The organism is Streptomyces sp. NPDC046805 (assembly GCF_040645355.1).
Lineage (GTDB): Bacteria > Actinomycetota > Actinomycetes > Streptomycetales > Streptomycetaceae > Streptomyces.
Genome location: NZ_JBEYYC010000002.1, coordinates 322,446 through 346,279 on the forward strand (window position 1 = coordinate 322,446; position 23,834 = coordinate 346,279).

At 71.3% G+C, this 23,834-nt stretch carries 22 protein-coding genes and 1 riboswitch; of the genes, 5 read left to right on the top strand and 17 right to left on the bottom strand.

What is annotated here, in order from left to right; translation table 11 throughout:
• Positions 1 to 53: 53 nt before the first annotated feature.
• From ABZ910_RS04245 to ABZ910_RS04260, 4 genes are all read right to left on the bottom strand, one after another.
• Positions 54 to 590 carry a DUF5304 domain-containing protein gene (locus ABZ910_RS04245; RefSeq protein WP_361358916.1) on the bottom strand — a complete coding sequence of 179 codons (537 nt, stop codon included), beginning with the start codon at positions 588 to 590 and terminating at the stop codon, positions 54 to 56.
• A gap of 101 nt (positions 591 to 691) precedes the next feature.
• Entirely contained in the window at positions 692 to 1,891 is a 1,200-nt protein-coding gene (locus ABZ910_RS04250) for an ArsA family ATPase (protein WP_361358919.1), read from the bottom strand.
• Between the two features lie 42 nt (positions 1,892 to 1,933).
• The gene (locus ABZ910_RS04255; RefSeq protein WP_361358921.1) at positions 1,934 to 2,377 is read right to left on the bottom strand and encodes an SRPBCC family protein; all 444 of its coding nucleotides are present in this window, start codon (positions 2,375 to 2,377) and stop codon (positions 1,934 to 1,936) included.
• 160 nt (positions 2,378 to 2,537) lie between these two features.
• On the bottom strand, positions 2,538 to 3,335 hold the full coding sequence (locus ABZ910_RS04260) for a metallophosphoesterase (protein ID WP_361358924.1): 798 nt from the start codon (positions 3,333 to 3,335) through the stop codon (positions 2,538 to 2,540).
• A 313-nt stretch (positions 3,336 to 3,648) separates the two neighbouring features.
• Between ABZ910_RS04260 and ABZ910_RS04265 the strand changes: the two genes are divergently transcribed.
• Positions 3,649 to 5,445, top strand: coding sequence for an AMP-dependent synthetase/ligase (locus ABZ910_RS04265; protein ID WP_361358927.1), 1,797 nt, complete (start codon positions 3,649 to 3,651; stop codon positions 5,443 to 5,445).
• 73 nt (positions 5,446 to 5,518) lie between these two features.
• On the opposite strand, the gene ABZ910_RS04270 is transcribed toward ABZ910_RS04265, so the two are convergent.
• Positions 5,519 to 6,661 carry a glycosyltransferase family 4 protein gene (locus tag ABZ910_RS04270; protein ID WP_361358930.1) on the bottom strand — a complete coding sequence of 381 codons (1,143 nt, stop codon included), beginning with the start codon at positions 6,659 to 6,661 and terminating at the stop codon, positions 5,519 to 5,521.
• A 55-nt stretch (positions 6,662 to 6,716) separates the two neighbouring features.
• Here ABZ910_RS04270 and ABZ910_RS04275 point away from each other — a divergent pair, with 55 nt between their 5' ends.
• Positions 6,717 to 7,952, top strand: a complete 1,236-nt coding sequence (locus ABZ910_RS04275) for a glycosyltransferase 87 family protein (RefSeq protein WP_361358933.1) — start codon at positions 6,717 to 6,719, stop codon at positions 7,950 to 7,952.
• Positions 7,953 to 7,970: 18 nt separating this feature from the next.
• On the opposite strand, the gene ABZ910_RS04280 is transcribed toward ABZ910_RS04275, so the two are convergent.
• The 5 genes from ABZ910_RS04280 to ABZ910_RS04300 form a co-directional block, all read right to left on the bottom strand.
• Complete coding sequence (locus tag ABZ910_RS04280) at positions 7,971 to 9,203, bottom strand: hypothetical protein (protein WP_361358936.1); 1,233 nt, start codon at positions 9,201 to 9,203, stop codon at positions 7,971 to 7,973.
• Positions 9,204 to 9,233: 30 nt separating this feature from the next.
• A complete protein-coding gene (locus ABZ910_RS04285; protein ID WP_361358939.1) occupies positions 9,234 to 10,247 on the bottom strand; it encodes an NlpC/P60 family protein in 1,014 nt (337 codons plus the stop codon).
• A gap of 211 nt (positions 10,248 to 10,458) precedes the next feature.
• Complete coding sequence (locus tag ABZ910_RS04290) at positions 10,459 to 11,496, bottom strand: NlpC/P60 family protein (protein ID WP_361358942.1); 1,038 nt, start codon at positions 11,494 to 11,496, stop codon at positions 10,459 to 10,461.
• Between the two features lie 210 nt (positions 11,497 to 11,706).
• Positions 11,707 to 13,047 (bottom strand): NYN domain-containing protein, encoded by a 1,341-nt coding sequence (locus tag ABZ910_RS04295; protein ID WP_361358945.1) that lies wholly within the window; start codon positions 13,045 to 13,047, stop codon positions 11,707 to 11,709.
• A 40-nt stretch (positions 13,048 to 13,087) separates the two neighbouring features.
• Positions 13,088 to 13,327 (bottom strand): hypothetical protein, encoded by a 240-nt coding sequence (locus tag ABZ910_RS04300; protein WP_361358948.1) that lies wholly within the window; start codon positions 13,325 to 13,327, stop codon positions 13,088 to 13,090.
• Between the two features lie 164 nt (positions 13,328 to 13,491).
• Here ABZ910_RS04300 and ABZ910_RS04305 point away from each other — a divergent pair, with 164 nt between their 5' ends.
• Positions 13,492 to 14,235, top strand: coding sequence for a rhomboid family intramembrane serine protease (locus tag ABZ910_RS04305; protein WP_361358951.1), 744 nt, complete (start codon positions 13,492 to 13,494; stop codon positions 14,233 to 14,235).
• The gene (locus ABZ910_RS04310) at positions 14,232 to 14,513 is read left to right on the top strand and encodes an Lrp/AsnC ligand binding domain-containing protein (protein ID WP_360223763.1); all 282 of its coding nucleotides are present in this window, start codon (positions 14,232 to 14,234) and stop codon (positions 14,511 to 14,513) included. Before ABZ910_RS04305 ends, ABZ910_RS04310 begins: the two co-directional genes overlap by 4 nt.
• A gap of 16 nt (positions 14,514 to 14,529) precedes the next feature.
• Here the strand turns inward: ABZ910_RS04310 and ABZ910_RS04315 are convergent, their stop codons facing one another.
• From ABZ910_RS04315 to ABZ910_RS04340, 6 genes are all read right to left on the bottom strand, one after another.
• The gene (locus ABZ910_RS04315) at positions 14,530 to 15,861 is read right to left on the bottom strand and encodes an aminotransferase class V-fold PLP-dependent enzyme (protein WP_361358954.1); all 1,332 of its coding nucleotides are present in this window, start codon (positions 15,859 to 15,861) and stop codon (positions 14,530 to 14,532) included.
• 322 nt (positions 15,862 to 16,183) lie between these two features.
• Positions 16,184 to 16,300, bottom strand: a riboswitch (SAM riboswitch).
• Between the two features lie 84 nt (positions 16,301 to 16,384).
• On the bottom strand, positions 16,385 to 17,449 hold the full coding sequence (gene trpD / locus ABZ910_RS04320; RefSeq protein ID WP_361358957.1) for an anthranilate phosphoribosyltransferase: 1,065 nt from the start codon (positions 17,447 to 17,449) through the stop codon (positions 16,385 to 16,387).
• 142 nt (positions 17,450 to 17,591) lie between these two features.
• Positions 17,592 to 19,250: a cytochrome bc complex cytochrome b subunit gene (locus ABZ910_RS04325; protein ID WP_361358959.1), complete on the bottom strand. Its 1,659-nt coding sequence runs from the start codon at positions 19,248 to 19,250 to the stop codon at positions 17,592 to 17,594.
• Positions 19,247 to 20,320: a Rieske 2Fe-2S domain-containing protein gene (locus ABZ910_RS04330; protein WP_361358962.1), complete on the bottom strand. Its 1,074-nt coding sequence runs from the start codon at positions 20,318 to 20,320 to the stop codon at positions 19,247 to 19,249. The genes ABZ910_RS04325 and ABZ910_RS04330 overlap by 4 nt, the downstream gene beginning before the upstream one ends.
• A complete protein-coding gene (locus tag ABZ910_RS04335; RefSeq protein ID WP_361358965.1) occupies positions 20,317 to 21,129 on the bottom strand; it encodes a c-type cytochrome in 813 nt (270 codons plus the stop codon). The genes ABZ910_RS04330 and ABZ910_RS04335 overlap by 4 nt, the downstream gene beginning before the upstream one ends.
• A gap of 75 nt (positions 21,130 to 21,204) precedes the next feature.
• Positions 21,205 to 21,825 (bottom strand): heme-copper oxidase subunit III, encoded by a 621-nt coding sequence (locus ABZ910_RS04340; RefSeq protein ID WP_361358967.1) that lies wholly within the window; start codon positions 21,823 to 21,825, stop codon positions 21,205 to 21,207.
• Between the two features lie 194 nt (positions 21,826 to 22,019).
• On the opposite strand from ABZ910_RS04340, the gene ABZ910_RS04345 reads away from it, so the two are divergent.
• Positions 22,020 to 22,421, top strand: coding sequence for a hypothetical protein (locus ABZ910_RS04345; RefSeq protein ID WP_361358970.1), 402 nt, complete (start codon positions 22,020 to 22,022; stop codon positions 22,419 to 22,421).
• A gap of 75 nt (positions 22,422 to 22,496) precedes the next feature.
• Here the strand turns inward: ABZ910_RS04345 and ABZ910_RS04350 are convergent, their stop codons facing one another.
• Entirely contained in the window at positions 22,497 to 23,759 is a 1,263-nt protein-coding gene (locus ABZ910_RS04350) for an Ig-like domain-containing protein (RefSeq protein WP_361358973.1), read from the bottom strand.
• Positions 23,760 to 23,834 lie beyond the last annotated feature (75 nt).

A 23,834-nucleotide genomic window follows, 5' to 3' on the forward strand; every position in this document is an offset into this window, starting at 1 on the left:
CGACGTCCGTCCGGAGGGCGGGCGGGAAGCAACGGCAGGGCCTCGGAGGGCTCTCAGTCCAGGTCGATGCGTTCCCCGGGGCCGGTGCCCTCGCCCCGGTCGGGCCCGTCGCCCCGGTCGCTCTCGTCGCCCGGGCCGGTCCGGTCGCCCTTCGGATCGCTCGTGCGGGACGTCCACCGGCGCTCCTGGGACTGGACCGCGGAGCGGTAGGCGGCCAGGAGCTCGGTACCGGCCGCGGCCAGGTGGTCGAAGACGTCCGGGTTGCGCTCTATGACGGGCTCGACGGCGGCCTTGGCCTGCTGCACGGCCTGTCGTACGGCCTGCTGGGCGGCGGGCCCGGCGACCGCCCCGAGGAGCGGGGACTGGATGTCGGACAGCTTGTCGGCGACGGCGTCGACGAGCCTGCGCAGTTCCTCGGCGGCCGAGCCCGGGGGCGGGCCCTGCTCGGCCCGGCGGCGGGCCTTCTCCGCCGCGAGGTCCTCGGCGCAGGCCGTGGCCCAGGCATCGGCGTCGGTCGCCCGCACCTCGTCGACCGCCTCCGGCGCCGGCTCCGGCTCCGAGGCGTCGGGTGCGGGGCGCTCTTCGCTCATGGCGGACTCCTGACTACGGTTCGTCTCTCCGACGTTACCCGAATGGGCGTACGTGGTTCACCGCGTGCGGCCGGCGCTCCGACGCCGGGCGAGAGCCGCCGTCACTTCCCCCGCGGCCACAGATCCGGATCCGGCGCGAACCGGATGCGCAGCTCGCCCTCGCGCAGCGCGGCCCCGGCGACGGTGCAGCGGCGCAGGGCGGACGGCAGCGGAACGATCCGGCGGAACCGGCCCGCGGTGACGACGAGTTCGTCGCCGCGCCGGATCAGGTCGAGGTCATCGCGTATCGCGCCGGGCAGCGGGATGTGCCACACGAGCACGCCGTCGTCGGAGATGCGGTCGCTGACGCGCCACTCGACCGGGGTGGGCGCCGGGTTGACGCCGGGCACGGTGAGCGCGGCGAGGTCGTCGGCGCCGTGCGGGTCGCGGCCGAGGTGGGCGACCTCGTGGACGTCGTACGCCGGCTGCCGCTCCCGGTACGGCTCCTGCGGCTCCCGCCAGTCGGCCAGGGCCTTGCGCTGCTGGGCCAGGAGCGAGGCCAGCCAGGCGTCCGACGCGGTCTCGGGCAGGACCCGGTTGGCGACGAGGGCCTCGGTGCGCAGTCCGCGCAGGGCGATGCCGAGGGTGGCCGCGCGTACGGCGTCGGCGCCGGCCGGACCGGGCTCGGCGACCAGCCGTACGGTGGTGGCGCGGTCGGCCAACACGGCCTCCACGGCGGCCAGTTCGACGTCCCAGCGAGCCGCCGTGTCGTACAGCCACTCGGCGGGCATGGGAACGCCGGCGAGCCGGCCGAGGACCGGGCGCAGGGCGCGGGCCGCCTGCCGCTCGGGCGGGAGCAGCCGGCGCAGGTAGCGACGCAGTTCCTCCGGCAGCGCGAGCAGGGCGAGAGCCTGAGGGGTGGGCGGGAGGTCGACGACGAGGAGGTCGTAGCGCTCCGACAGGGCGGCGTCCCGGAGTGCGCGCAGGAAGGACAGCTCCTCCGCGCCGGGCAGGGGGGTCACCTCCTCGGCGTCCAGGCGGGAGGCGCCGAGGAGGTCGAGGACGCCGGCGGCTCGGGTCTGGAACGCGGTGAGGTCCTCGCGGAAGCCCTCGGCCGCGTCGGGGCGCCAGGCCGTGAGGCCGGGTGAGACGTCGACGGGGACCGGTCCGGTCCGCGTGCCGAGTGCGGCGCCGAGGGTATCGGTGCGGTCGGCGCTCAGGACCAGGGTGCTGGTGCCCTCGCCGACGGCGCGCAGGGCGGTGGCCGCGGCGACGGTCGTCCGGCCGCTGCCGCCCGGGCCCGTGATCAGGATGGTGCGCATAAGGGTGAACGCTACCTGCGCGCACCGTCCGCGGATGCCGCTCTACAGCTCTCCGGACTCCACGCGCTTCTTCAGCCCGGCCAGCGCGCGGTCGATGATGACCTTCTCGGCCTTGCGCTTGATCATGCCGAGCATGGGGATCTTGACGTCCACCGTCAGCCGGTACGTCACCTCGGTGGCGCCCGCGCCGGCCGGCTTGAGCAGGTACGTTCCGTCGAGGGAGCGCAGCATCTGGGACTTGACCAGGGTCCAGGAGACCTCGTGGTCGCCGGTCCAGGTGTAGGCCAGGGTCTGGTCGTCCTTGATGGCGCCGGCGTCCATCACGAGGCGGACCTGTTCGGCGCGGCCCTGTGCGTCGGTCTCGAGGACCTCGGCCTCCTTCACCTCGCCGGTCCAGGCGGGGTAGCGGGCGAAGTCGGCGATCACCCCCATGACGTCGGCCGGTGCCGCCTCGATCGTGATGCTCGAGCTGGTGTGTTCCGCCATCGCGGTGGCTCCTCCAGATGCGGGCCGGTAGTGAGATCGCTGGCACGCGTGCGTGCGCACGCGTGTGCAGCGTGAAGGCTACCGCGCGGCCCGCGGGCCGGGTTCACCGCCGTCCGCACACGCCGCCGGCAACCGGGCTCCGCCCCCTGCGGACGGCCGCTCACCATTCCAGCACCCACGGCCGGCCGCTCCCGGCGAAGTGGCCCACGTTCACGCACTCGGTCGCCCCGATCCGCATCCGCCGCACCAGCGGCTGGTGGACGTGGCCGAAGAGGTGGTAGCGGGGCCGGGTGCGGCGGATGGCGTCCAGCAGGGCGCGGCTGCCGCGCTCGAAGCGGCGCGCCACCGTGTCGTACACGAGCTCGGGGACCTCCGGCGGGATGTGCGTGCACAGCACGTCGACCTCGCCGACCGCCTCGACCTTCGCGGCGTACTCCTCGTCGCTGATCTCGTACGGCGTCCGCATGGGCGTGCGCAGGCCGCCGCCGACGAAGCCGAAGACCCGGCCGCCGATCTCCATCCGCTGGCCGTCGAGGACCGTCGTGCCGGGACCGGCGTACTCGGGCCACAGGGGCGGGATGTCGACGTTTCCGTACGTCGCGTACGTCGGCGTCGGGAACGCCGCGAACATCTCGGCGTACTGCCCCCGCACCGCCCGCTCGATCGCGGTGCGCCGGTCGGTGCCGATGCCCGCCCACAGCCGGGCGCCGAACGCCCGCGCCTCCTCGAACCGGCGGGCGGTGCGCAGCTCCACGATCCGGTGGGCGTTCTCCACGCCGAACAGGTCGGGGAAGATGCCGCGCGAGTGGTCGGCGTAGTCGAGGAAGAGCACGAGGTCACCGAGGCAGATCAGGGCGTCGGCGCCCTCTCCGGCGCGGGCCAGGTCACGCGCGTTGCCGTGCACGTCGCTGACCACGTGAACGCGGGTGCCGCGGTTGCCGGCAGGTGTGGGTGCCATGGTGATCAAGCGTAAATGTGTGTGGCATGCGTGAACAGTGGCGACCGGGCCCTTGATTACTGGCCAGTCAGGAAAAACGTGCATTACTGTGCGCGAAGAAACACCAGTCCGTGTGACGCAGCGAACAACTCGCCGGGACCCCCTGTCGGAGAAGCCATACCGGCGGGTAACGTCCGGGCAGTCCAGTCGTGCTCTGGATTTCAACCACCCGGCCCCTGGCTCCTGGTGACCCCGGAGCACCTGGTCGAGCCTTGGACCGCACCGTCGCATCACACACCGTTGTGGCGCCGGCGCCCTATGAGGAGCAGCAGTCTTGCGCGAGTTCAGCCTTCCGGCTTTGTACGAGGTCCCTGCGGACGGCAATCTGACCGACATCGTCCGCAGAAACGCCGCGCAGCACCCCGACGTCGCCGTCATCGCCCGCAAGGTCGGCGGCACCTGGCAGGACGTCACGGCCAGGGACTTCCTGACCGAGGTGCACACCGCCGCCAAGGGACTCATCGCCTCCGGCATCCAGCCGGGCGACCGGGTCGGCCTGATGTCCCGCACCCGCTACGAGTGGACGCTCCTCGACTTCGCGATCTGGAGCGTGGGCGCGGTCACCGTGCCGGTGTACGAGACCAGCTCGCCGGAGCAGGTGCAGTGGATCCTCTCCGACTCGGGCGCGACCGCCTGCATCGTGGAGCTGGACAACCACGCCGCCGCCGTCGACGCGGTCCGCGACCGGCTGCCCGCCCTGCGGCACGTCTGGCAGATAGAGGCCGGGGGCGTCGAGGAGCTGGGCCGGCTCGGCAAGGACATCACCGACGAGACGGTGGACGAGCGCAGCTCGCGCGCCAAGGCCGACGACCCGGCGACCATCGTCTACACGTCCGGCACGACCGGCCGCCCCAAGGGCTGTGTGCTGACCCACCGCAGCTTCTTCGCCGAGTGCGGCAACATCGTCGAGCGGCTGCGCCCGCTGTTCCGCACGGGCGAGTGCTCCGTCCTGCTGTTCCTGCCGCTCGCGCACGTCTTCGGGCGGCTCGTGCAGATCGCGCCGATGATGGCGCCGATCAAGCTCGGCCTGGTCCCGGACATCAAGCAGCTCACCGACGAACTGGCCTCGTTCCGCCCGACGATGGTCCTCGGCGTCCCGCGCGTCTTCGAGAAGGTCTACAACTCGGCGCGCGCCAAGGCGCAGGCGGACGGCAAGGGCAAGATCTTCGACAAGGCCGCGGACACCGCGATCGCCTACAGCAAGGCGCTGGACGACCCGTCGGGCCCGTCGCTGCGCCTGCGCCTCAAGCACAAGGCGTTCGACAAGCTGGTCTACAGCAAGCTGCGCGCGGTGCTCGGCGGCCGGGGCGAGTACGCCATCTCCGGCGGCGCCCCCCTCGGCGAGCGCCTCGGCCACTTCTTCCGCGGCATCGGCTTCGCGGTCCTGGAGGGCTACGGCCTGACCGAGTCCTGCGCGGCGACGGCGTTCAACCCGTGGGACCGGCAGAAGATCGGCACGGTCGGTCAGCCGCTGCCGGGCTCCGTGATCCGTATCGCGGACGACGGCGAGGTGCTGCTGCACGGCGAGCACCTGTTCAAGGGGTACTGGAACAACGAGGGCGCGACGGCCGAGGCGCTGGCCGACGGCTGGTTCCACACCGGTGACATCGGCACCCTCGACGAGGACGGCTACCTCAAGATCACCGGCCGTAAGAAGGAGATCATCGTCACCGCGGGCGGCAAGAACGTCGCCCCGGCCGTGATCGAGGACCGCATCCGCGCGCACGCGCTGGTCGCGGAGTGCATGGTGGTGGGCGACGGGCGGCCGTTCGTGGGCGCGCTGGTCACCATCGACGAGGAGTTCGTGGGCCGCTGGGCCGCCGACCACGGCAAGCCCGAGGGCTCCACGGCGGCGTCGCTGCGCGACGACCCGGACTTCGTGGCCGCGATCCAGTCGGCGGTCGACGACGGCAACGCCGCGGTGTCGAAGGCGGAGTCGGTGCGCAAGTTCCGTATCCTGCCCGGCCAGTTCACGGAGGACTCGGGCCACCTGACGCCGTCGCTGAAGCTCAAGCGGGCCGTGGTCGCGAAGGACTTCGCGGACGAGATCGAGGCGCTCTACCAGAAGTAGCCGTACGTACGACGTGCTGTGGCGCGGTGACCCCGGCGAGGGGCACCGCGCCACGGCGCGTCGAGGGCCCGGTTCAGAGCAGCGTCTTCAGCCGCTCGGCCAGCAGGTCCCAGCGCCACTTCTCCTCGACCCAGGCGCGGCCCCGCTCCCCCATCCTGCGGCGCAGGCCGGCGTCGCCGAGCAGCGTCGCGATCCGGTCGGCGGCCTCCTCCGGGGAACCGCCGCGGACGACCCACCCGGTCTCCCCGTCGAGCACCGCGTCGGGCGCGCCGCCCGAGTCCCCGGCGACGACCGGCAGCCCGGTGGCCGAGGCCTCCAGGTAGACGATGCCGAGCCCCTCGACGTCGAGGCCGCCCCGCCGGGTGCGGCAGGGCATGGCGAAGACGTCCCCGGCGCCGTAGTGCGCGGGCAACTGAGACCAGGGCACGGCCCCGGTGAAGCGGACGGAACCGGCGACCCCGGTCTCGCGGGCGAGCCGGTGCAGCTCCTTCTCGTACGGTCCGCCGCCGACGATCAGCAGCACCGCGTCGGGTTCCTTCGCGAGGATGCGGGGCATCGCCCGGATCAGCGTGTCCTGGCCCTTGCGCGGCACCAGCCGCGAGACGCACACGACGACCGGCCGCTCGGTCAGCCCGAGCCGCGCCCGCACCTCGTCCCCGCCGGAGCCGGGATGGAAGGTCTTCTCGTCCACCCCGGGCGGCAGATGCGCCATCCGCGCGGCCGCGGCCGGGCTCAGCGCGCCGGCGATCCGCGAACGCGTGTACTCGCCGAGGTAGGTGATCGTGTCCGTGCTCTCGCCGATGCGGCGCAGCAGCCCGCGCGCGGCGGGCAGTTGGGCCCACCCCGCTTCGTGGCCGTGGGCGGTGGCCACCAGCCGCTCGGCGCCCGCGTTCCTCAGCGCCGGCGCCATCAGCCCGAGCGGCGCCGCCGCCCCGAACCACACCGAGGTGCACCCGTGCTCCCGCAGCAGCCCGGCCGCGCGCCGGGTCGCCCCGGGCGTCGGCAGCAGCATCGTCGTACGATCGCGTACGACCGTGAAGGGCTGCTCGGCGTCGAACGCGGCCGTGGCCTGCGCGCCCTCCCGGCCCCGCCTCCAGGTGGAGGCGTAGACGACGAGCCGGCCGGGGTCGAGTCGCAGCGCCATGTTGTGCAGGAAGGCCTGGATGCCGCCCGGCCGGGGCGGGAAGTCATTGGTCACGATCAGGGTCTTGTGCATCGCCGCCGACCCTACCCGGCGGACGAACGAAGCGAAGTGACGGACAGGGGCTCAGGTGAACGGGACGGGCGGACGTCGGGCGCTGGTGCGGCTGCTCGGTGTCTGGGGTGCCACCCGGCTGGTGCTGCTGCTCTTCGTCTTCCGGGTGCTCGTCTTCCCGGGCTCGGACGTCACGTCCGACGTGTCGGTGATCTACCGGGGCTGGTACGACGTGCTGCGCCACGGCACCTTCCCGCTGGACGACGTGACCTGGCAGTACCCGCCCGCCGCCGCGCTCGCGATCCTCTCCCCCGGCGCCCTGCCCTTCCTCGACTACACGCACGCCTTCTTCGTGCTGGCCTGCCTGGCCGACCTGGCCGTGCTGGCGCTGCTGCTGTACGCGGGTCTGCGCGCCGGCAGGTCGCCGCGCGGCGCCTGGGTGTGGGTGGCGGGCCTGCCGCTGCTCGGCCCGACGGCCTACGCCCGCTACGACATGATGGTGACCGCGGTGGCGGTGGCCGCGCTGCTCGCCGGGGGGCGGCATCCCCGGGTGCTGGGGGCGCTGGCGGGCTTCGGGGCGATGCTCAAGGTGTGGCCGGTGCTGCTGCTCGTGGGTGTCGCGCGACGGCGGCCGTGGGTCGCGGCGGCGGTGACCGCGTCCGCGGTGGCGGTGGTGTCCGCGGTGGCCATGCCCGGCGCCTTCGCCTTCCTCGCCTTCCAGCGCGACCGGGGCACCGAGGTGGAGTCGCTGGGCGCCCTGGTCTTCCAAGTGGCGCGCCACTTCGGCTGGCAGGGGCAGGTGCTGCTCAACTACGGCTCGGTGGAGTTCCTCGGCCCGTACGTCGGCGCGGTCAGCACGGCCGCTCTGACGCTCACGGGCGCCGCCTTCGGCTGGCTGCTGCTGTGGCGGCTGAAGGCGACCCGCTTCCTGCCGCACACGCTCGCGGACGCGGCCTTCACCGCGGTGCTGATGTTCACGACCACGAGCCGGGTGATCAGCCCCCAGTACCTGGTGTGGCTGCTCGGCCTGGGCGCCGTCTGCCTGTGCTTCTGCGCGAGCCGGATGGGGCTGCCGGTCGTGCTGCTCCTCGGGGCGGCCTTCGCGACGGTCCTGGAGTTCCCGCTCGGCTTCGCCCACGTGGTGGCCGGCGACCGGTACGGCATCGGCCTGCTCCTGCTGCGCAACGGCCTGCTGGTCGCCACCACGCTCGTCGCGGCCCGGCGGCTGTGGCGCTCCACGACGACCGCGCCGGCCGTGGCCCCCGTCCCCGGCCAGGCGACCCGTACGAAGGAGACCCCGGTCTCCTCGTGAGGGGGCTCTCGGCCCGGGTCAGCCGAGCTGGGACCGCAGATAGTCCCGCCACCGCCCGGTGAATCCCTCCGGCGTCGTCCCGAGCACCTTTCTCAGCGCGTCCTCGACCGCGCCCGCCCGTTTCCCGCGCGTGCCGACCGCGCGGTAGAACTCGCCGAGCCGCACCTCGCCCCAGTGGTCGGCGATCATCCGGCAGGCGAGCCAGCCACCCTCGTAGGCCATGGCGAGCTTCGTGGCGTCGCCGCTGAAGGCGAAGTCCTTGTCGGTGGGCAGCGCCGCCGGGGCGTGCCCGTCCTGCACGGCGCGCCACAGTTCCGGCGCCACCTGCGTCGAGGTGCGGCCCGTGCCCAGGTAGCCGATCCAGTCGGCGTAGCCCTCGGAGAGCCACAGCGGGGTCGCCGGGGTCGTGACGGCGCGGGTGGCGACATGGGTCGTCTCGTGGGTGAGCACGACCTGCTTGCCGACGTCGCCGAGCAGCGCGTACGCGTCCGGGTTGACGATGACGCGGTCGGCGGGGGTTCGGACCGTTCCCGCCCCGGCCGTCTTAGGCCGGGTGGCCCCGCGCTTCGCCGCGCCCGTCTCCCCCGTGGTGACCGCGGCGATCCCGCGGTAGGAGGAGGCGGGCGAGCCGAGCAGTCCCGCCATGCCGTCCAGGGACCGGGGGACGAGCACGAGGACGTGCCGGGTCCAGGCGGTGCCCCAGGTCTGGGTCACGGCCGGGACCGCGTGGTCGGCGAGCCGCGCGTACGCGTGCAGCCGGTCGCCGGACTGCCCGACGCCCAGCACCAGGCTGTGCTCGCCCCGGACCGCCGCCACCGGGCCCTCGTCCCACAGCTGCTGTCCGGAGTCCTTCGCGGGCCGGTCGGCGCCGACGTACCAGTGCCCGTCGGCCGTGCGCCGGAGGGTGAGCGTGCGCTCGGCGGTGACGGGGACCCGGTCGAAGCCCCGGACGCGGTAGCGGACCTCGGCGTCGGCCGTGGTGGTGGAGCCGCCGGGGTGCAGGCCGGTCAGCCGGTACGTCCAGGACGCCAGCGGCACCGCCCGCAGGTTCGTGTACCCGGCGCGCGTCCCGGTGGCGGCGTACGCCCGCTCGTCATGGCCGAGCAGCGCCGCCGCCCGCCGGTCGAGCACGTGCTGCACCGCGGCCTTCGCGGAGGCGTTCCCGGCCTGCCCGCCGCACCCCGCCAGGGAACCGACCAGCAGACACAACCCCAGGACTCCCGAGCGCCACGCCCGCCTACGACCGGCCATTTCCCGATCGTACGGCCCAAGACCGCGACGTCAGACCCTGGTGACCGAGGCGATCGGCATCATCCCGACCGGGTCGTAGCGCACCGGCGCACCGGGATGGGGCGCGTGGATCACCTGGCCGTTGCCGACGTACATCCCCACGTGACCGGCGTCGGAGCGGTAGACGACCAGGTCACCGGGCCGGACCTCGGCGAGCGGGATCTGCCGGCCGGCGTAGCGCTGCTCCTGCGAGGTGCGCGGCAGCTGGATCCCGGCGCGGGCGTACGACCACTGCATCAGGCCCGAGCAGTCGAAGCCGGAGGGACCGCTCGCGCCCCAGACGTAGGGACGGCCGAGGGCGGAACGGGCGGCGGCGACGGCCGCGGCCGCGCGGGCGTTCGGTGCGCCGAAGCCGATGAGGCCGGACAGGTCGATGCGACCGTCGCGGGAGGCCCGCCCATAGGCGAGGCGCTCGGCGTACGGCAGGGAGTCGAGCAGCGTCCGGGCCCGGCCGAGCTTCTTCTCCACGGTGCGCTTGTGGGAGGCGACGTCCTTGCGGGTCCGCTCCAGGTCGGCGAGCTTGCGGACGGTCTCGGCGCGCTCCTGTGCGAGTGCGCGCAGGGTCCGCTGGAGTTCGGTGAGCCGGGCGGCCTGGCGGGCGTCGATCCGGCCGAGCGTGGTGGCCTTGTCGAGGTAGTCGTCCGGATCGGAGGACAGCAGCAGGGCGACGACGGGGGCGATGCCGCCGGAGCGGTACTCGGCTCCGGCCAGGGAACCGAGCCCCTCCCGCATGGTGTTGACGCGCTGCTGCAGCCGCGCGATGTGGTCCTGGGCGTCGTCGACCTGCCTGCGCAGGGTTCCGGCGCGCTCGTGGGCCTGGTTGTAGGCCTCGGTCGCCTGCTCCGCCTCCTCGTAGAGGCGGTCCACCTCGGTGCGGGTGTCGCCGTGCGGCGCGGCGCCCGCCGGTACGGCGCCGAGAACGGCGGTCGCGGTGGTCAGCGCGCACAGTGCGGCGCCGGCGCCCCGGTCGAACCCGGACGGTACGGAACGGCGATGGGACCCCACGGGACTCCTTGCACTGGCGGACATCTGACTGCTTCCGAGACGGGTGACCGCTCGAAAACTCGCCAGACAGTAGCCGCGCGGACACGCACCGGCCAAAGCCGTCCGCGGCCACACACCGTGACGCCCCGCCGCTGAACGCAGGTCAGCGGCGGGGCGTGGGGTCAGCGGGGGGTGCCGTAATTCGCCCGTTCGGGCGGGTGCGGCCGGTGTCTCAGACGCGGACGCCGAACATGAACGGGCCGCCGATGGTGCTCATGGACTCGTACCGGACGACCGTGCCGGTGCGCGGGGCGTGCAGCACCTGGCCGTTGCCCGCGTAGAGGGCGACGTGGTGGATGTCGTTGAAGAAGAAGACCAGGTCGCCGACCTGGAGGTCGTTCACCGACGTGATGCGCGTGCCGATGTTGGCCTGCTGCTCCGAGGTGCGCGGGATGGAGACGCCGGCCTGGGCGTACGCCCAGGAGGTCAGGCCCGAGCAGTCGAAGGAGGAGGGGCCGGTGGCGCCGTAGACGTAGGGCTTGCCTATCTGGCTCTGGGCGGCCGAGAAGGCCGCGGAGGCGCGGCCGCCGCCGAGGTGCAGGCCCAGCGACACGCGCGCGGCGGAGGCGCGGCTGGCGCGCTCCTGCTGGGCGGCCATCGCCGCCTTCTCCTTGGCGGTCATGGAGTTGAGCAGCTTCTGCGCCTCGGCGAGCTTGCTCTGGACTTCCTTCTTCTTCTTGCCCAGTTCGGTCCGGGTGGAGGCGAGGTCCTTGAGCTTGTCGGCCGCCTCGGCGCGCTCCTGGGCGAGTTCGCGCTGCTTGTCCTGGATCTTCTTCAGGGCCTCGACCTGCTGGCTGCTCAGCTGGTCGAGCGTGGACGCCTTGTCGAGGTAGTCGTCCGGGTTGGAGGAGAGGAAGAGCTGGACGGACGGGTCGATGCCGCCGGAGCGGTACTGGGCCGTGGCCATCGAACCCATGCCGTCGCGCAGCTTGTTGAGCTCCTCCTGGCCGCGGGCGACGTCGTCCTGGATGGTGGAGATCTCCTTCTGGAGCTTCTCCTGCTTCTCCTTGGCGCCGTTGTAGTGCTCGGTGGCCTGCTCGGCCTGCTCGTAGAGCTTGTCGACCTTGGCCTTGACCTCGTCCTTGCTCGGCTTCTCGCTGGGAGCCGCGTTGGCGCCCTGCGCGCTCAGCACGACGGCAGCGGCGGCTGCGGTGGTCAGGACGGTCACGCGCGCGCGACTCGGCTGCTTCGGTCGACGGTGGGACGCCACGGAGACGGGCTCCATTCTTTTGAGTGATCACCCGTGCGGAGGTTCGAGGCCAGACCTTAGTGACCTTGCTGTGATCAGTTCAAATCCTCAGGTGAAAAATCGCGTCACACGATGCATTCTTTGCACACAACTCACATGCCGTGAGGCCCGCTTGACGCTCCGTTGCGCACGGGAACCACCAATTCGGGCATCAGGCCCGTACGTCGACCTTCACGACAGTCGCTTCAGAAGCACCGCAGAGGCGACGGGCCGGGCCCCCGCCTTGGCAACCCCGTCGGCCACCTCGCGGTCGGTCGAGGCGACGATGACCGGACGGCCCGGCGGTTCGGCGCGCACCAGTTGGCGGATCAGCTCGTCGGCCGTGACGCCCGGCTTGGAGAACAGCACCCGCACCCCGCGCGGCGGGGCCAGCAGGACGGGCGCGGCGAGTTCGGCGCCGTCGAAGACGCACGTCACCTCGGCGCCGGTCTGCGCCGCGAGCTGCGAGAGCTGGCCGAGCAGCCTGAGGCGCTGCTTCTCCAGCGGCATCTGCGGATAGCCGGTCTTGGTCACGTTGTAGCCGTCGACCACCAAGTGGGCCTGCGGCAGGGCGAGAAGCTGATCCAGGATCGCCGGGTCGCTGTCGGACAGGGCCCGCGCGGCGATGTCCTTCGGGGTCATCCGTCCCGGTTCGACGGCGTCGACGGTCTCGGCCGGGCGCACCGAGACGGGCGGCAACGCCAGTTCCCTGCGCAGCCCCTGGGCCGCGTCCAGCACGGTGTCCAGCAGCAGCCGTACCCGCATGTCCTCGACGCTTCGCCCCTCGCGGGCCGCTCTTCGGGTGGCCTCCAGGGCCGCCTCTGCCTCGCCCAGGCGGGCCTTGAGCCGCCGGGTCTCGCTCTCCGCGGCGGACACCTGCGCCTGCCCCTCGGCACGCGCGGCCTCGATCTCGCCCTGCGCCTTGCGCAACGCCGCCTCGCCGCGTTTGACGTCACTGAGGGCCGCACGGAGCTTGCGGTGAAGCGATTCCGCGTCCCGCTTCACCGACTCCAGCTCGCCGCGCAGCCGTTCGGTCTCGGCGCGGGTCTGCTCGCGCGCCCTCTCCAGCTCCTCGCGCAACCGCTCCAGTTCGGCCCGGCTCTCCTCGTCGGCGCGCTCGGCGTCCGCCCGCTGGACCTCCTCGCCGGCCGAGGCGACCAGCTTCACCCAGCCCGCGGGGCGCAGTACATAGGCCGCGGCCGCCACGTCGAGCGGGTCCGCGGCCGGGGGCGGCGAGCCGGAGTCGAGGGCGCCGGCGAGTTCCGGCTGGGCCTCTCTCAGCTTCTCGCCGATGCGCTGGCGGAACAGGGTGTCGGTCTCCAGGGCGGCGGCCATGGCGTTGCCCGCGAACTTGGCCCGGCGGGTCGGGGTGAAACGGGCATACTGCCGCAGCTGGGCGGGCAGTTCGCCGATCGTCAGCCCGCCGAAGCCGTCCGACACGATCTGCACGACGCGGCGTCGCACGCCGTCGGGCAGCGGACGGTCAAGCACCTCGGCGGTGCCGTCGCCCGGCCCTCCGCCTGTGGTCTCCATCCGTCACACCCCAATACCTGTGCGGGGCCGCCTCCTGACCTCAGGAGTCGGCGCCCGGCCTGTCCACGAGTTCCACCTGGTCCAGCGCGTTGCACCAGCGGCAGCGCACCGACTCGATGCTCTCACTGAGCACCTCGCGCTCCTCGACCCTCGGCTCACCGGCGAGATCGAGGTGCACGTACTCGACGACCTTCGACTCCCGCGTCACGTCGAAGCGGGTGAGATTGCCGCAGAGGGTGCAACGCCACCGCGTCGTGGCGGTCGGCAGGGGAACCGGCATCGTGGCCGCTCGCTCTCTTCTCGTGCTTCCAGTGTCCGTGACGCGCCGTCTGCCCGGCGCCTGTGGCTCGTAACCCTACGGCCTGGCGGGACCCCGCCGCCCGTCCGCCCACGGCGGCGAGGCGGTCTGCGCACTTGCGTCCCGTTACGTCATGCTCTGTATTCATGATCAGCAACTGGACTGCGGGGCGCGGCAGGACCTTCAGAACCCTTCGAGGCTCGTCGGCACCTATGACGCACATCCTGATCGCCCTGTGTTGCCTGATCTTCGTGATCGGTCCGGCGTCGGGTCTCAACGCGGCGTACGGCTCCGGCGACACCCTGTACGCGGCCCAGCGGGCGTACTTCCGGCACTGGGGCGTCGTCCCCGTGGACCTGTTCGACGGCCCCGCCGGACAGGCGCTCACCCCCGCCACGGCCCTGTTCGTGCACGGCAGCTGGGTGCACCTGCTCGGCAACATGCTCTTCCTGTACGTCTTCGGCGCGATGACCGAGGAGCGGATGGGCCGCGTGCAGTTCACCCTGTTCTACGTCGGCTGCGGCTATCTGGCACTGCTCGGCTACGCGGCGGCCCACGTGACCTCCCAGCAGTCGCTGGTCGGCGCCTCCGGGGCGATCTCGGCGGTGCTCGGCGCGTTCCTGTACCTGTTCCCGAGCGCCCGTGTCACCAGTCTCCTGCCCTTCCTGTTCTTCCTCCCGATGCGCTTCCCCGCCTGGGTCGTGCTGCCCTTCTGGGCGGCGCTGCAGTGGGTGGCGGCGGGCCGCGCCTCCCAGGGGCCGGGGGTCGCGTATCTGGCCCACGTGGTGGGCTTCGGGCTGGGGTTCCTCTTCGCGTGGGTGCGGTTCGGGCGTGGGACTAAAGTGAGGGCCAGCCCAGCTCCGGCCTCCGAGGGAGAGAACCAGCCGTGATCACCGCGATCGTGCTCATCAAGACCAGCGTGGACCGGATTCCGGAGATCGCGGAACAGATCGCCTCGCTGGAGTCGGTCAGCGAGGTCTTCTCCGTCACCGGTACCTACGACCTGATCGCCATGGTCCGGGTGAGGGAGCACGAGGACCTCGCGGAGGTCATCCCCGGCCGGATCAGCAAGATCCCCGGCGTGGAGGGAACGGACACGCACGTGGCGTTCCGTACGTACTCGCAGCACGACCTGGAGGCGGCCTTCGCGATCGGGCTGGACTCGTAGGGCCCGGGCGTTCCGCTCACACCTCCGGGACGCAGCGGCCGTCCACCGTGCGGTAGCGCCACCTGGCCCCGTCCCGGACCAGCTCCCGTACGGCGTTCACGAACCGCTCGACATGCTCGTCCGGCGTGCCCGCGCCGAAGCTGACGCGGACGGCGTGGAGCGCCCCCGCGGGGGCGCCGCACTCGCCCCGGGTCCCCGGTTCGCCGCCCAGCAGGGTGCGCACGAGCGGGTGGGCGCAGAACAGGCCGTCGCGGACGCCGATGCCGTACTCGGCGGAGAGGGCGGCGGCGAAGTGAGAGCTGCTGAAGCCCTCGACGACGAAGGAGAGCACGCCCACGCGGGGCGCGTCGTCGCCGAAGAGGGACAGCACCCGCACCTCGGGAATCCCGGCGAGCCCCGCGCGCACCACGTCGACGAGGTGCCGCTCGCGCGCGACGAGCGTGTCGAAACCGGCCTCGGTGAGGGCCGCGCAGGCGGAGGCGATGGCGTAGGCGCCGATGACGTTCGGCGAGCCCGCCTCGTGCCGGGCCGCGCCCTCGTGCCACTCCACGTCCACTCCCCCGTCCCTGCGCCGGGTGACCGTGCGGCTGGCGCCGCCGCCCGCGAGGTACGGCTCGGCCGCGCGCAGCCAGTCGGCGCGGCCCGCCAGGACGCCGGAGCCGAAGGGGGCGTACAGCTTGTGGCCGGAGAAGGCGACCCAGTCGACGTCGAGGTCCCGCACCGACACCGGGTGGTGCGGGGCCAGCTGGGCGGCGTCCAGGACGATCCGGGCGCCGTGCGCATGGGCGGCGGCGGCCAGTTCCCGTACCGGCCAGAGCTCACCGGTGACGTTGGACGCCCCGGTGACGCAGACGAGGGCCGGGGTGCCCGGGTCGCGGTCGGCCAGGGCCCGCTCCAGGGCGCGGACGGCCTGCAGCGGGCTGCGCGGGGCGTCGAGCCAGGTGACGCGGGCCCCCTTCCACGGCAGGAGCGCGGCATGGTGCTCGGTCTCGAAGACGAAGACCTGGCAGCCCTCGGGGAGCGCGCCGGCGAGGAGGTTGAGGGAGTCGGTGGTGGACCGGGTGAACACCACCTGGTCGTCGGCGCGGCAGTCGAGGAAGCCGGCGACGGTCCTGCGGGCCTTCTCGAACAGGTCGGTCGAGAGCTGGGAGAGGTGTCCGGCACCGCGGTGGACGCTGCCGTAGTAGGGGGCGTACGCGGCCACGTCGTCCCAGACCCGCTGGAGCGCCGGGGCGCTGGCCGCGTAGTCGAGCGCGGCGTAGGGCACCTCGCCGCCGGTGACGAGCGGCACGGTGACGTCCCGGCCGAGGACGGGCAGCGGGGCGGTGGCAAGGGTGGAGCAGGGCATGGCGGAACTCCCGTGAAAGCAGGGGCACTTCACTGCGCGAGCGGCGCGTGCCGGCGCGGGTGAAGGTAAGAGTGGTATGCGGAGGCGGGGCTCGGCGGCCCTAGGGCCTTTCTTCCGGATCAAGCCGGCTCCTGCCGACTGCGCTTCCTGGCCGACCCGAGCGGGGTCTGGTGCGTGCAGCTGCAAGGCGAGTGGAGACAACGCCGCAGATGCGCGTGCCAGGGCCCGCGACCCCCGGCAGGATCCGGAAGAGAGGCCCTAGCGCATTCGCTTGCTCACGGGGAGGCTCCCTCGAACGACCAGGACCCCTGGTGTCGCAAGGGGTCCGCGCTTGCCGCAGACCTCGCTGCCTGCGGCCTGGTCCTCACCCGGGGCACCCCGCCACGGACGGAGGGTTGCCGGACAGCCGGCCGGGGCCTTGTGGCTGTCGCTCATGACCTGGTCGTCATCCTGCCACACGCTCTTCGACGCGCAAGGCGCGGTCCGGCATCCGGACCGCGCCTTGCGCGTCGTACGAGCGAGTTCAGGCGTTGCTCGCGGCCACCCACCGCTCCAGGGCCCGCTTCGCCGCCCCCGAGTCGATCGACTCCGCCGCGCGGTCCATGCCCGCGCGGATCTGCTCGGTCAGGCTGCCGGAGCCGGGCTCCAGCGCCACCAGGGCCGCCGCCGAGTTCAGCAGGACGGCGTCCCGCACCGGGCCCGTCTCGCCGTCCAGCACCCGCCGGGCGACCTCCGCGTTGTACGCCGGGTCGCCGCCCCGCAGCGCCTCCACCGGCACCAGCTCGATGCCGACGTCGCGCGGGTCGAAGGCCTCCTCGGTGGCCTTGCCGTCCCGCACCAGCCACACCCGGGAGGTGGACGTGGTGGTGAGCTCGTCGAGGCCGTCGTCGCCCCGGAAGACCAGGGACGAGTTGCCGCGCTCGGCGAAGACACCGGCGACGATCGGCGCCATACGGGGGTCGGCGACGCCGACCGCCTGGGCCCTGACCTTCGCCGGGTTGGTCAGCGGGCCGAGTATGTTGAACGTCGTACGGATGCCCAACTGGCCGCGCGCGGCGGCCACATGGCGCAGCGCCGGGTGGAACTTCACCGCGAAGCAGATCGTGATGCCCGCTTCCTCGGCGACCTCGGCCGTACGCCTCGGGGTCAGATCGAGGTTGATGCCGAGCTTCTCCAGGACGTCCGAGGAACCCGACGCCGAGGACGCGGCCCGGTTGCCGTGCTTGACGACCTTGACGCCCGTGCCGGCGACGACGATCGACGACATCGTGGAGATGTTCACCGTCTTCGCGCCGTCGCCGCCCGTGCCGACGATGTCGACGGCGGCCCCCGGCACCTCGATCACGTTGGCGTGCTCGTACATCGTGCGGACGAGACCGCTGATCTCCTCGACCGTCTCGCCCTTGGCGCGCAGGGCCACGGCGAAGCCGGCGATCTGGGCGTCGGTCGCCTCGCCCCGCATGATCAGGTCCATCGCCCAGGCGGTGTCGTCGGCGCTCAGGTTCCGGCCCTCCAGCAGGCCGTTCAGCAGGGCGGGCCACGAACGCGCCGCCGCGGTGTCGCCTCCGGCGGGGATCACAGCGCTCATAAGCCGCTCCTGGGTCAGGTGTCCCGGGTCATCACGGGACGAAGAATTCAGACAGGTCCACCCTATCCAGTCGCCGGGTGTGCGAAGGGCCCCGTCCGGAACCGGACGGGGCCCTTCGGCTGTCGCGTGGCGCGCGCAGCGATCAGTGGTGGCCGTGGCCGCTCGTGATCTCCTTGTACTCCTCGACGCTCGGCTTCGGGATCTGGGAGTCCTCGCCGTAGTAGGCGTTGCTCAGCTTGGCCCGCAGCTTCGTCGAGCCCTTCACCTTGCGCTCGACACCGTTCTCGTCGACCGCCGGGCCGATCGCGGCCGGCTCGTACTGGTGGTGGGCCGTGAGGGTGTGCAGCTGCTCCTGGCTGAGCGGCTCGTGGACCTCGATGAACTCACCGTGCGGCAGGCGCTTGATGATGCCGGTCTCGCGACCGTGCAGCACCTTGTCCTTGTCCCGGCGCTGCAGGCCGAGGCAGATCCGCTTGGTGGCGATGAACGAGAGGACCGGTCCGACGAAGAAGAAGATCCGGACGAACCAGGTGACGGCGTTGATCGACAGGTGGAAGTGGGTGGCCCACAGGTCGTTGCCACCACCGACCAGCATGACCATGTAGGCCACGATCCACGCGACACCGAACGCGCTACGCGTCGGGGCGTTGCGCGGGCGGTCCAGGATGTGGTGCTCGCTCTTGTCGCCGGTGATCCACGACTCGATGAACGGGTAGACCGCGAGACCCGCCAGGACCAGCGGGAAGATCACCAGCGGGATGAACACGCCCAGGACGAGCGTGTGGCCCGCGAAGTTGATCTCCCAGCCCGGCATGAAGCGGATCAGACCCTCGGCGAAGCCCATGTACCAGTCGGGCTGGGCGCCGGTGGACACCTGGTCCGGACGGTAGGGGCCCATGGCCCAGATCGGGTTGATCTGCGCGATCGCCGCGATGGCCGCGATGACACCGAAGACCAGGAAGAAGAAGCCTCCGGCCTTGGCCATGTACACCGGCAGCAGCGGCATGCCGACGACGTTCGTTTCCTTCTTGCCGGGACCCGCGAACTGCGTGTGCTTGTGGTAGAAGACCAGGATCAGGTGGGCCACCATCAGCCCGAGCATGATGCCCGGCAGCAGCAGGATGTGGATCGCGTAGAACCGGGCCACGAAGTCGTGGCCGGGGAACTGCCCGCCGAAGAGGAAGAACGACAGGTACGTGCCGACGATCGGCACGGACAGGATCGCGCCCTCCATGAAGCGGACACCGGTGCCGGAGAGCAGGTCGTCCGGGAGCGAGTAACCGGTGAAGCCGGTGAACATGCCCAGGACGAACAGCAGGAAGCCGAACAGCCAGTTGATCTCACGCGGCTTGCGGAACGCGCCGGTGAAGAACACGCGCATCATGTGCACGAACATGCCGGCCAGGAAGATCAGCGCGGCCCAGTGGTGGATCTGCCGGATGAGCAGACCACCGCGCACGTCGAAGGAGATGTGCAGCGTCGAGCTGAACGCCTCCGACATCATCTGCCCCTGGAGCGGGACGTAGGAGCCGTGGTATTCCACCTCGTTCATCGACGGGTGGAAGAACAGCGTCAGATACACACCCGTGAGGATGATGATCATGAAGCTGTACATGCAGACTTCGCCCAGCATGAACGACCAGTGGTCGGGGAAGATCTTGCGCATGTTGGACTTGGCCAGGGAGTAGATCCCGAGCCGGCCGTCGGCCCAGTCGGCGACGCGCTCGCCGGCCGGTGCCTTCCCGCCCGAGCGGCCCGCCGCGCCGGCGGCAGACGGATTCGTGTTCGCTGCAGTACTCATCCGCGCTCCCAGAATGCAGGACCGACGGGCTCCGCGAAGTCGCCGAGCGCCTCGAGGTACCCCTCGTCGTTCACGCCGATCCGGAGCTGCGGCAGGGCGTGACCGGCGGGGCCGAAGATCACTCGGGCACCGTCGGAGAGGTCGAAGGTGGACTGGTGGCACGGGCACAGCACGTGGTGCGTCTGCTGCTCGTACAGGGAGATCGGGCAACCGACGTGGGTGCAGATCTTCGAGTACGCCACGATGCCCTCGTGGGACCAAGCGAGTTCCTGCTTGTCCTTGATGTTCTCCGGCTGGAGCCGGACGATCATCAGGGCCGCCTTGGCGATCTCGGTCTGGAAGTCCTCGTCGGTCTCCTCCAGGCCCTCGGGCTTGGCGAAGGTCAGCGAACCGACGGCGACGTCCTCGGGACGCAGCGGCAGGTTCGTGTTGACGTTGACGAGCAGCTTGCCCTTCGACCACAGCGTGTGGCGCAGCGACGTGCCCGGCAGCGGGCCGAGGTCGCGCAGCAGCATGACGCCGGACAGCGGCACCAGGGCCAGCGCGCCGAACATCGTGTTGCGAAGCAGCTTGCGGCGGCCGAGACCCGACTCCGCGGCACCCTGGCGGAAGTCCTCGAAGACCTTCGCGCGGACCTCGGGGGTCGCCGCGATCTCGTGGCGCTCGTCGGCGATCTCCACGTCGGACATCAGGGTGCGGGCCCAGTGGACCGCGCCCGCGCCGATGCAGAACAGCGCCGTACCGAGCGTCAGGCCCAGCGCGAAGTTGAGCGCGCTGACGTGACCGATCGGGAAGACGAAGATCGCCTTGTCGGGCGAGATCGTCACATACGAGGTGATGAAGCCGAGGGTGGCCAGCATCGACACCGTGAACAGCAGGGCGACCGCGCGCTCGGACCGCCGGGCGGCCCGCTCGTCGATGTCCTGGATCCGGTGCTCGTGCGGCGGCAGACCCGGGTCGGCGAACGGGTTCTTCTCGTCCGCGACGCTTACGGCGCCATGCTCGTGCTCACTGTTACCCGCGGACGGCTGGGCCGGCAGGTTCTCTTCTGGAATGTCTTGGCTACTCATGACTTCTTGGCCTTTGCGGTCCGAGCGGCGACCCAGACGGCGACCGCGATCAGGGCGCCCAGTCCGAAGATCCATCCGAACAGGCCCTCACTGACCGGCCCGAGGCCGCCCAGCTCGAGACCACCGGGGTTCACGGTGTTGCTGCTGTTGACCGCGTTCAGGTACGCGATGATGTCCTGCTTGTCCTTCTGCGGCATCGTCGTGTCGGGGAAGGACGGCATGTTCTGCGGGCCGGTCTGCATGGCCTCGTAGATGTGCTTCGGGGCCACGTCCTCGAGGGTCGGCGCGAACTTGCCCTTGGTCAGGGCACCGCCCTTGCCGGTGAAGTTGTGGCACTGCGCGCAGTTGGTGCGGAACAGCTCGCCGCCCCGCGCCATGTCGGCGCCGTTGGGGCCGTACTGCTCCTTGGTCGGCACGTCGGGACCGGCGCCCAGCGAGGCGACGTACGCCGCGAGCTGGTCGATCTGGGCCTGCGTGTAGATGGGCTTCTTGCGCGGGACCTGCGCGCCCTGGGAGGTGGCGGCCGGCATGCGGCCGGTGCCCACCTGGAAGTCGACCGCCGAGGCGCCCACGCCGACCAGGCTCGGCCCGTCGGAGCTGCCCTGACCACCGATGCCGTGGCAGCTGGCGCAACCGACGGAGTAGAGCTTCTTGCCCTCCTCGATGGTCAGGGACTGGGAGGTTTCATCGGCCTGTGCCTTGCTCGCGGGCGCGAACGCGGCATACAGCCCCCCGGTGGCCGCCAGCGCGAAGAGTAGGACGACGACCGCCGCCAGCGGATGGCGTCGTCGTGCGGAGAGCTTTTTCACGGATTACCCCGGTGTCAGGATCTTCTGCGTCGATGCTTCAGGGATTGGATCGGCCGGCCGTTTCCGGCGCGCCGATTACTTGATCAAGTAGATCGTGGCGAAGAGGCCGATCCAGACGACATCGACGAAGTGCCAGTAATAGGACACGACGATGGCGGCGGTCGCCTGCTCGTGCGTGAACCTCTTGGCCGCATAGGTGCGGCCGAGGACCAGCAGGAAGGCGATGAGACCGCCCGTCACGTGCAGGCCGTGGAAGCCGGTGGTCAGGTAGAACACCGAGCCGTAAGGGCCGGAGGAGAGCGAGAGGCCGTCCTCCCTCACCAGGCTCGTGTACTCGTAGATCTGACCGCCGATGAAGATCGCACCCATGATGAAAGTGACGATGAACCAGCCCCGGAGCTTCTTCACGTCACCGCGCTCGGCGGCGAAGACGCCGAGCTGGCAGGTGAGGGAGGAGAGCACCAGGATCGTGGTGTTGGTCGCCGAGAACGGAAGGTTCAGGGCGTGCGCCTGCGCCTTCCAATACGCGGGACCGGTCACCGATCGCAGGGTGAAGTACATCGCGAAGAGGGCCGCGAAGAACATCAGCTCGGAACTCAGCCAGATGATGGTTCCGACGCTGGTGAGGTTCGGCCGGTTGACCGACGGGTGCGCGTGCCCGGTTTCTACTGTCGTTGCTGTCGCCACGACCGACATTATGTCGGTCGCTTATCTCGCCCTCACTCCGGGGGTCCCGTTCGGAGTGTCCATACCGTGTGTACTGCCGTGATGGCGCTTCGAAGGGCTGTCCGAACCGGTGTTGACGGGACGTCGGAGGGGGTAGCATCCGCGCCATCGATACCCGGAAGTTCCGATCCATACAGTGTCTTCTCGAGATGCGCGGAGGAACCATGCAGGCGACCGCGACGGTGCTGGTCTACAGCGATGACGCCGGCACCCGCGAGCAGGTGCGGTTGGCCACCGGCCGCCGGCCGGCCCCGGATGCCCCCTTGGTCGAGTTCGTGGAGTGCGCCACGCCCGGCGCCGTTCTGCGGGAGCTCGCCAAGGGCAGGATCGACGTCTGCGTGCTGGACGGCGAGGCCGTGCCGATGGGCGGCATGGGGGTGTGCCGGCAGATCAAGGACGAGATCTTCGACTGCCCGCCGGTGCTGCTGCTCATCGGGCGCCCCCAGGACGCATGGCTGGCCACCTGGAGCCGGGCCGACGCGGCTGTGACGCTCCCCGTGGAGCCGGTGGAGTTCGCGGGCGCCCTGGCCTCTCTCCTGCGCCAGAAGAACCTGCTGAGCGTCTAGAACCGCTCCAGGCCGTCGGCTGCAGCCGTGCCGTGCCGACGCACGGCACGGCCCCGCAGCCGACGTCGGTTCGCGTCACACCGCCGTCGGCTGCAGCCGTGCGGCGTCCTCCGGCTTCGGGGCGTCCGCCGTGCCGGACGTCAGGGCGCTGCCGGCGCGCCACTTCGCCCAGGCCATGTTCCAGTCGCCGAAGCCGTTGTCGAACGGGGCCATCTGGGCGCCGTTGGAGTTGACGACCTTGACGATGTCGCCCGGGCGGACGGTGTTGAAGAACCACTCCGCGTTGCCGGTGCTCATGCCGGTGCAGCCGTGGCTGACGTTGGCGTAGCCCTGGGAGCCGACAGACCAGGGCGCGGCGTGGACGTACTCGCCGGACCAGGTGACGCGGGTCGCGTAGTACACCGGCAGGTCGTACGAGTCCGAGGTGCCCTCGGCGATGCCCACGGTGCTGCTCTTCATCCGGACGTAGTACTGCTTCTCGAGGATCACCTTGACACCGTTTCGGGTCTCGAAGCCGGGCTTGCCCGTGGTGATCGGGATCTGCTTGAGCACGGCGCCGTTCTTGTAGACCGTCATGGTGTGCGACCCGGCGTCCGTGAGCGCGACGAGCTGGTCGCCCGTGGTGAGCTTCAGGGGCTTGGCCTTGCCGCCCCAGAGGCGGTCGCTGACCCGGATGCCCTCCAGGTTGCTGTGCACCTGGACGGTGGCGTGGGCGGGCCAGTACTCCTTGGGGCGGTAGTGGAGCTGCTTGTCGTTGACCCAGTACCAGTTGCCGGGCACGGCGGGCACCGAGTCGACCCTGAGGGCGCGTTCGACGATGGCGCGCTGCGCCTTGTCCTTGACGGGCTGGCTGAGGTCCGCCGTGACGGGCTGGCCCACGCCGTACGTGCCCGCCTTCGGCCCGAACGTCACGTCCAGGGACTTCTTGGTGGTCGGCTTGGCGGTGTCGAAGTCGATGGTCTTGCGGCCGGGGGCCCCGTCGTCGTCCTCCGTGCTGACGCGCACCGTGTAGTGGGCGTTGGAGGCGAGCGGCGAGGTGCTGTGCCAACGGCTGCCGTCGGCCGCGAGTTCGCCCGTCACATAGCGGCCCGTCGCGTCCACCGCCGTGACGTCCGTGATGCGCCCGTCGCCCGTGGCCGTGACCTCTAGGGGCTTGTCCGGGTCGGCCTTCTTGCCCGCCTCGGTGGGACCGTTGAAGGAGATCTCGTCCGCCGCGTCGTACGGCCTGTCCGACAGGGCCTCGGCCCCGTTCGAACCGCAGGCGGTGAGGCCGGCACCGAGGGCAGCCACCAGGAGCGTGCAGCCTACGACGATGCGGGAGCGCGGAGTGATACTCATGGCGCCACGCTAAGCAGATAAGACAGTCACTGCTCGGTAGGACAGTCCTATAGAGGGATATTCGTACTGCAAAAG

What these genes read in the sequence shown, in the direction of transcription:
- ABZ910_RS04350 (WP_361358973.1), bottom strand. Translation starts at nt 23,759, where the DNA reads ATGAGTATCACTCCGCGCTCCCGCATCGTCGTAGGCTGCACGCTCCTG.
- ABZ910_RS04325 (WP_361358959.1), bottom strand. Translation starts at nt 19,250, where the DNA reads ATGAGTACTGCAGCGAACACGAATCCGTCTGCCGCCGGCGCGGCGGGC.
- ABZ910_RS04245 (WP_361358916.1), bottom strand. Translation starts at nt 590, where the DNA reads ATGAGCGAAGAGCGCCCCGCACCCGACGCCTCGGAGCCGGAGCCGGCG.
- trpD (WP_361358957.1), bottom strand. Translation starts at nt 17,449, where the DNA reads ATGAGCGCTGTGATCCCCGCCGGAGGCGACACCGCGGCGGCGCGTTCG.
- ABZ910_RS04260 (WP_361358924.1), bottom strand. Translation starts at nt 3,335, where the DNA reads ATGGCACCCACACCTGCCGGCAACCGCGGCACCCGCGTTCACGTGGTC.
- ABZ910_RS04295 (WP_361358945.1), bottom strand. Translation starts at nt 13,047, where the DNA reads ATGGAGACCACAGGCGGAGGGCCGGGCGACGGCACCGCCGAGGTGCTT.
- ABZ910_RS04280 (WP_361358936.1), bottom strand. Translation starts at nt 9,203, where the DNA reads ATGGCCGGTCGTAGGCGGGCGTGGCGCTCGGGAGTCCTGGGGTTGTGT.
- ABZ910_RS04300 (WP_361358948.1), bottom strand. Translation starts at nt 13,327, where the DNA reads ATGCCGGTTCCCCTGCCGACCGCCACGACGCGGTGGCGTTGCACCCTC.
- ABZ910_RS04345 (WP_361358970.1), top strand. Translation starts at nt 22,020, where the DNA reads ATGCAGGCGACCGCGACGGTGCTGGTCTACAGCGATGACGCCGGCACC.
- ABZ910_RS04315 (WP_361358954.1), bottom strand. Translation starts at nt 15,861, where the DNA reads ATGCCCTGCTCCACCCTTGCCACCGCCCCGCTGCCCGTCCTCGGCCGG.
- ABZ910_RS04250 (WP_361358919.1), bottom strand. Translation starts at nt 1,891, where the DNA reads ATGCGCACCATCCTGATCACGGGCCCGGGCGGCAGCGGCCGGACGACC.
- ABZ910_RS04255 (WP_361358921.1), bottom strand. Translation starts at nt 2,377, where the DNA reads ATGGCGGAACACACCAGCTCGAGCATCACGATCGAGGCGGCACCGGCC.
- ABZ910_RS04305 (WP_361358951.1), top strand. Translation starts at nt 13,492, where the DNA reads ATGATCAGCAACTGGACTGCGGGGCGCGGCAGGACCTTCAGAACCCTT.
- ABZ910_RS04270 (WP_361358930.1), bottom strand. Translation starts at nt 6,661, where the DNA reads ATGCACAAGACCCTGATCGTGACCAATGACTTCCCGCCCCGGCCGGGC.
- ABZ910_RS04340 (WP_361358967.1), bottom strand. Translation starts at nt 21,825, where the DNA reads ATGTCGGTCGTGGCGACAGCAACGACAGTAGAAACCGGGCACGCGCAC.
- ABZ910_RS04330 (WP_361358962.1), bottom strand. Translation starts at nt 20,320, where the DNA reads ATGAGTAGCCAAGACATTCCAGAAGAGAACCTGCCGGCCCAGCCGTCC.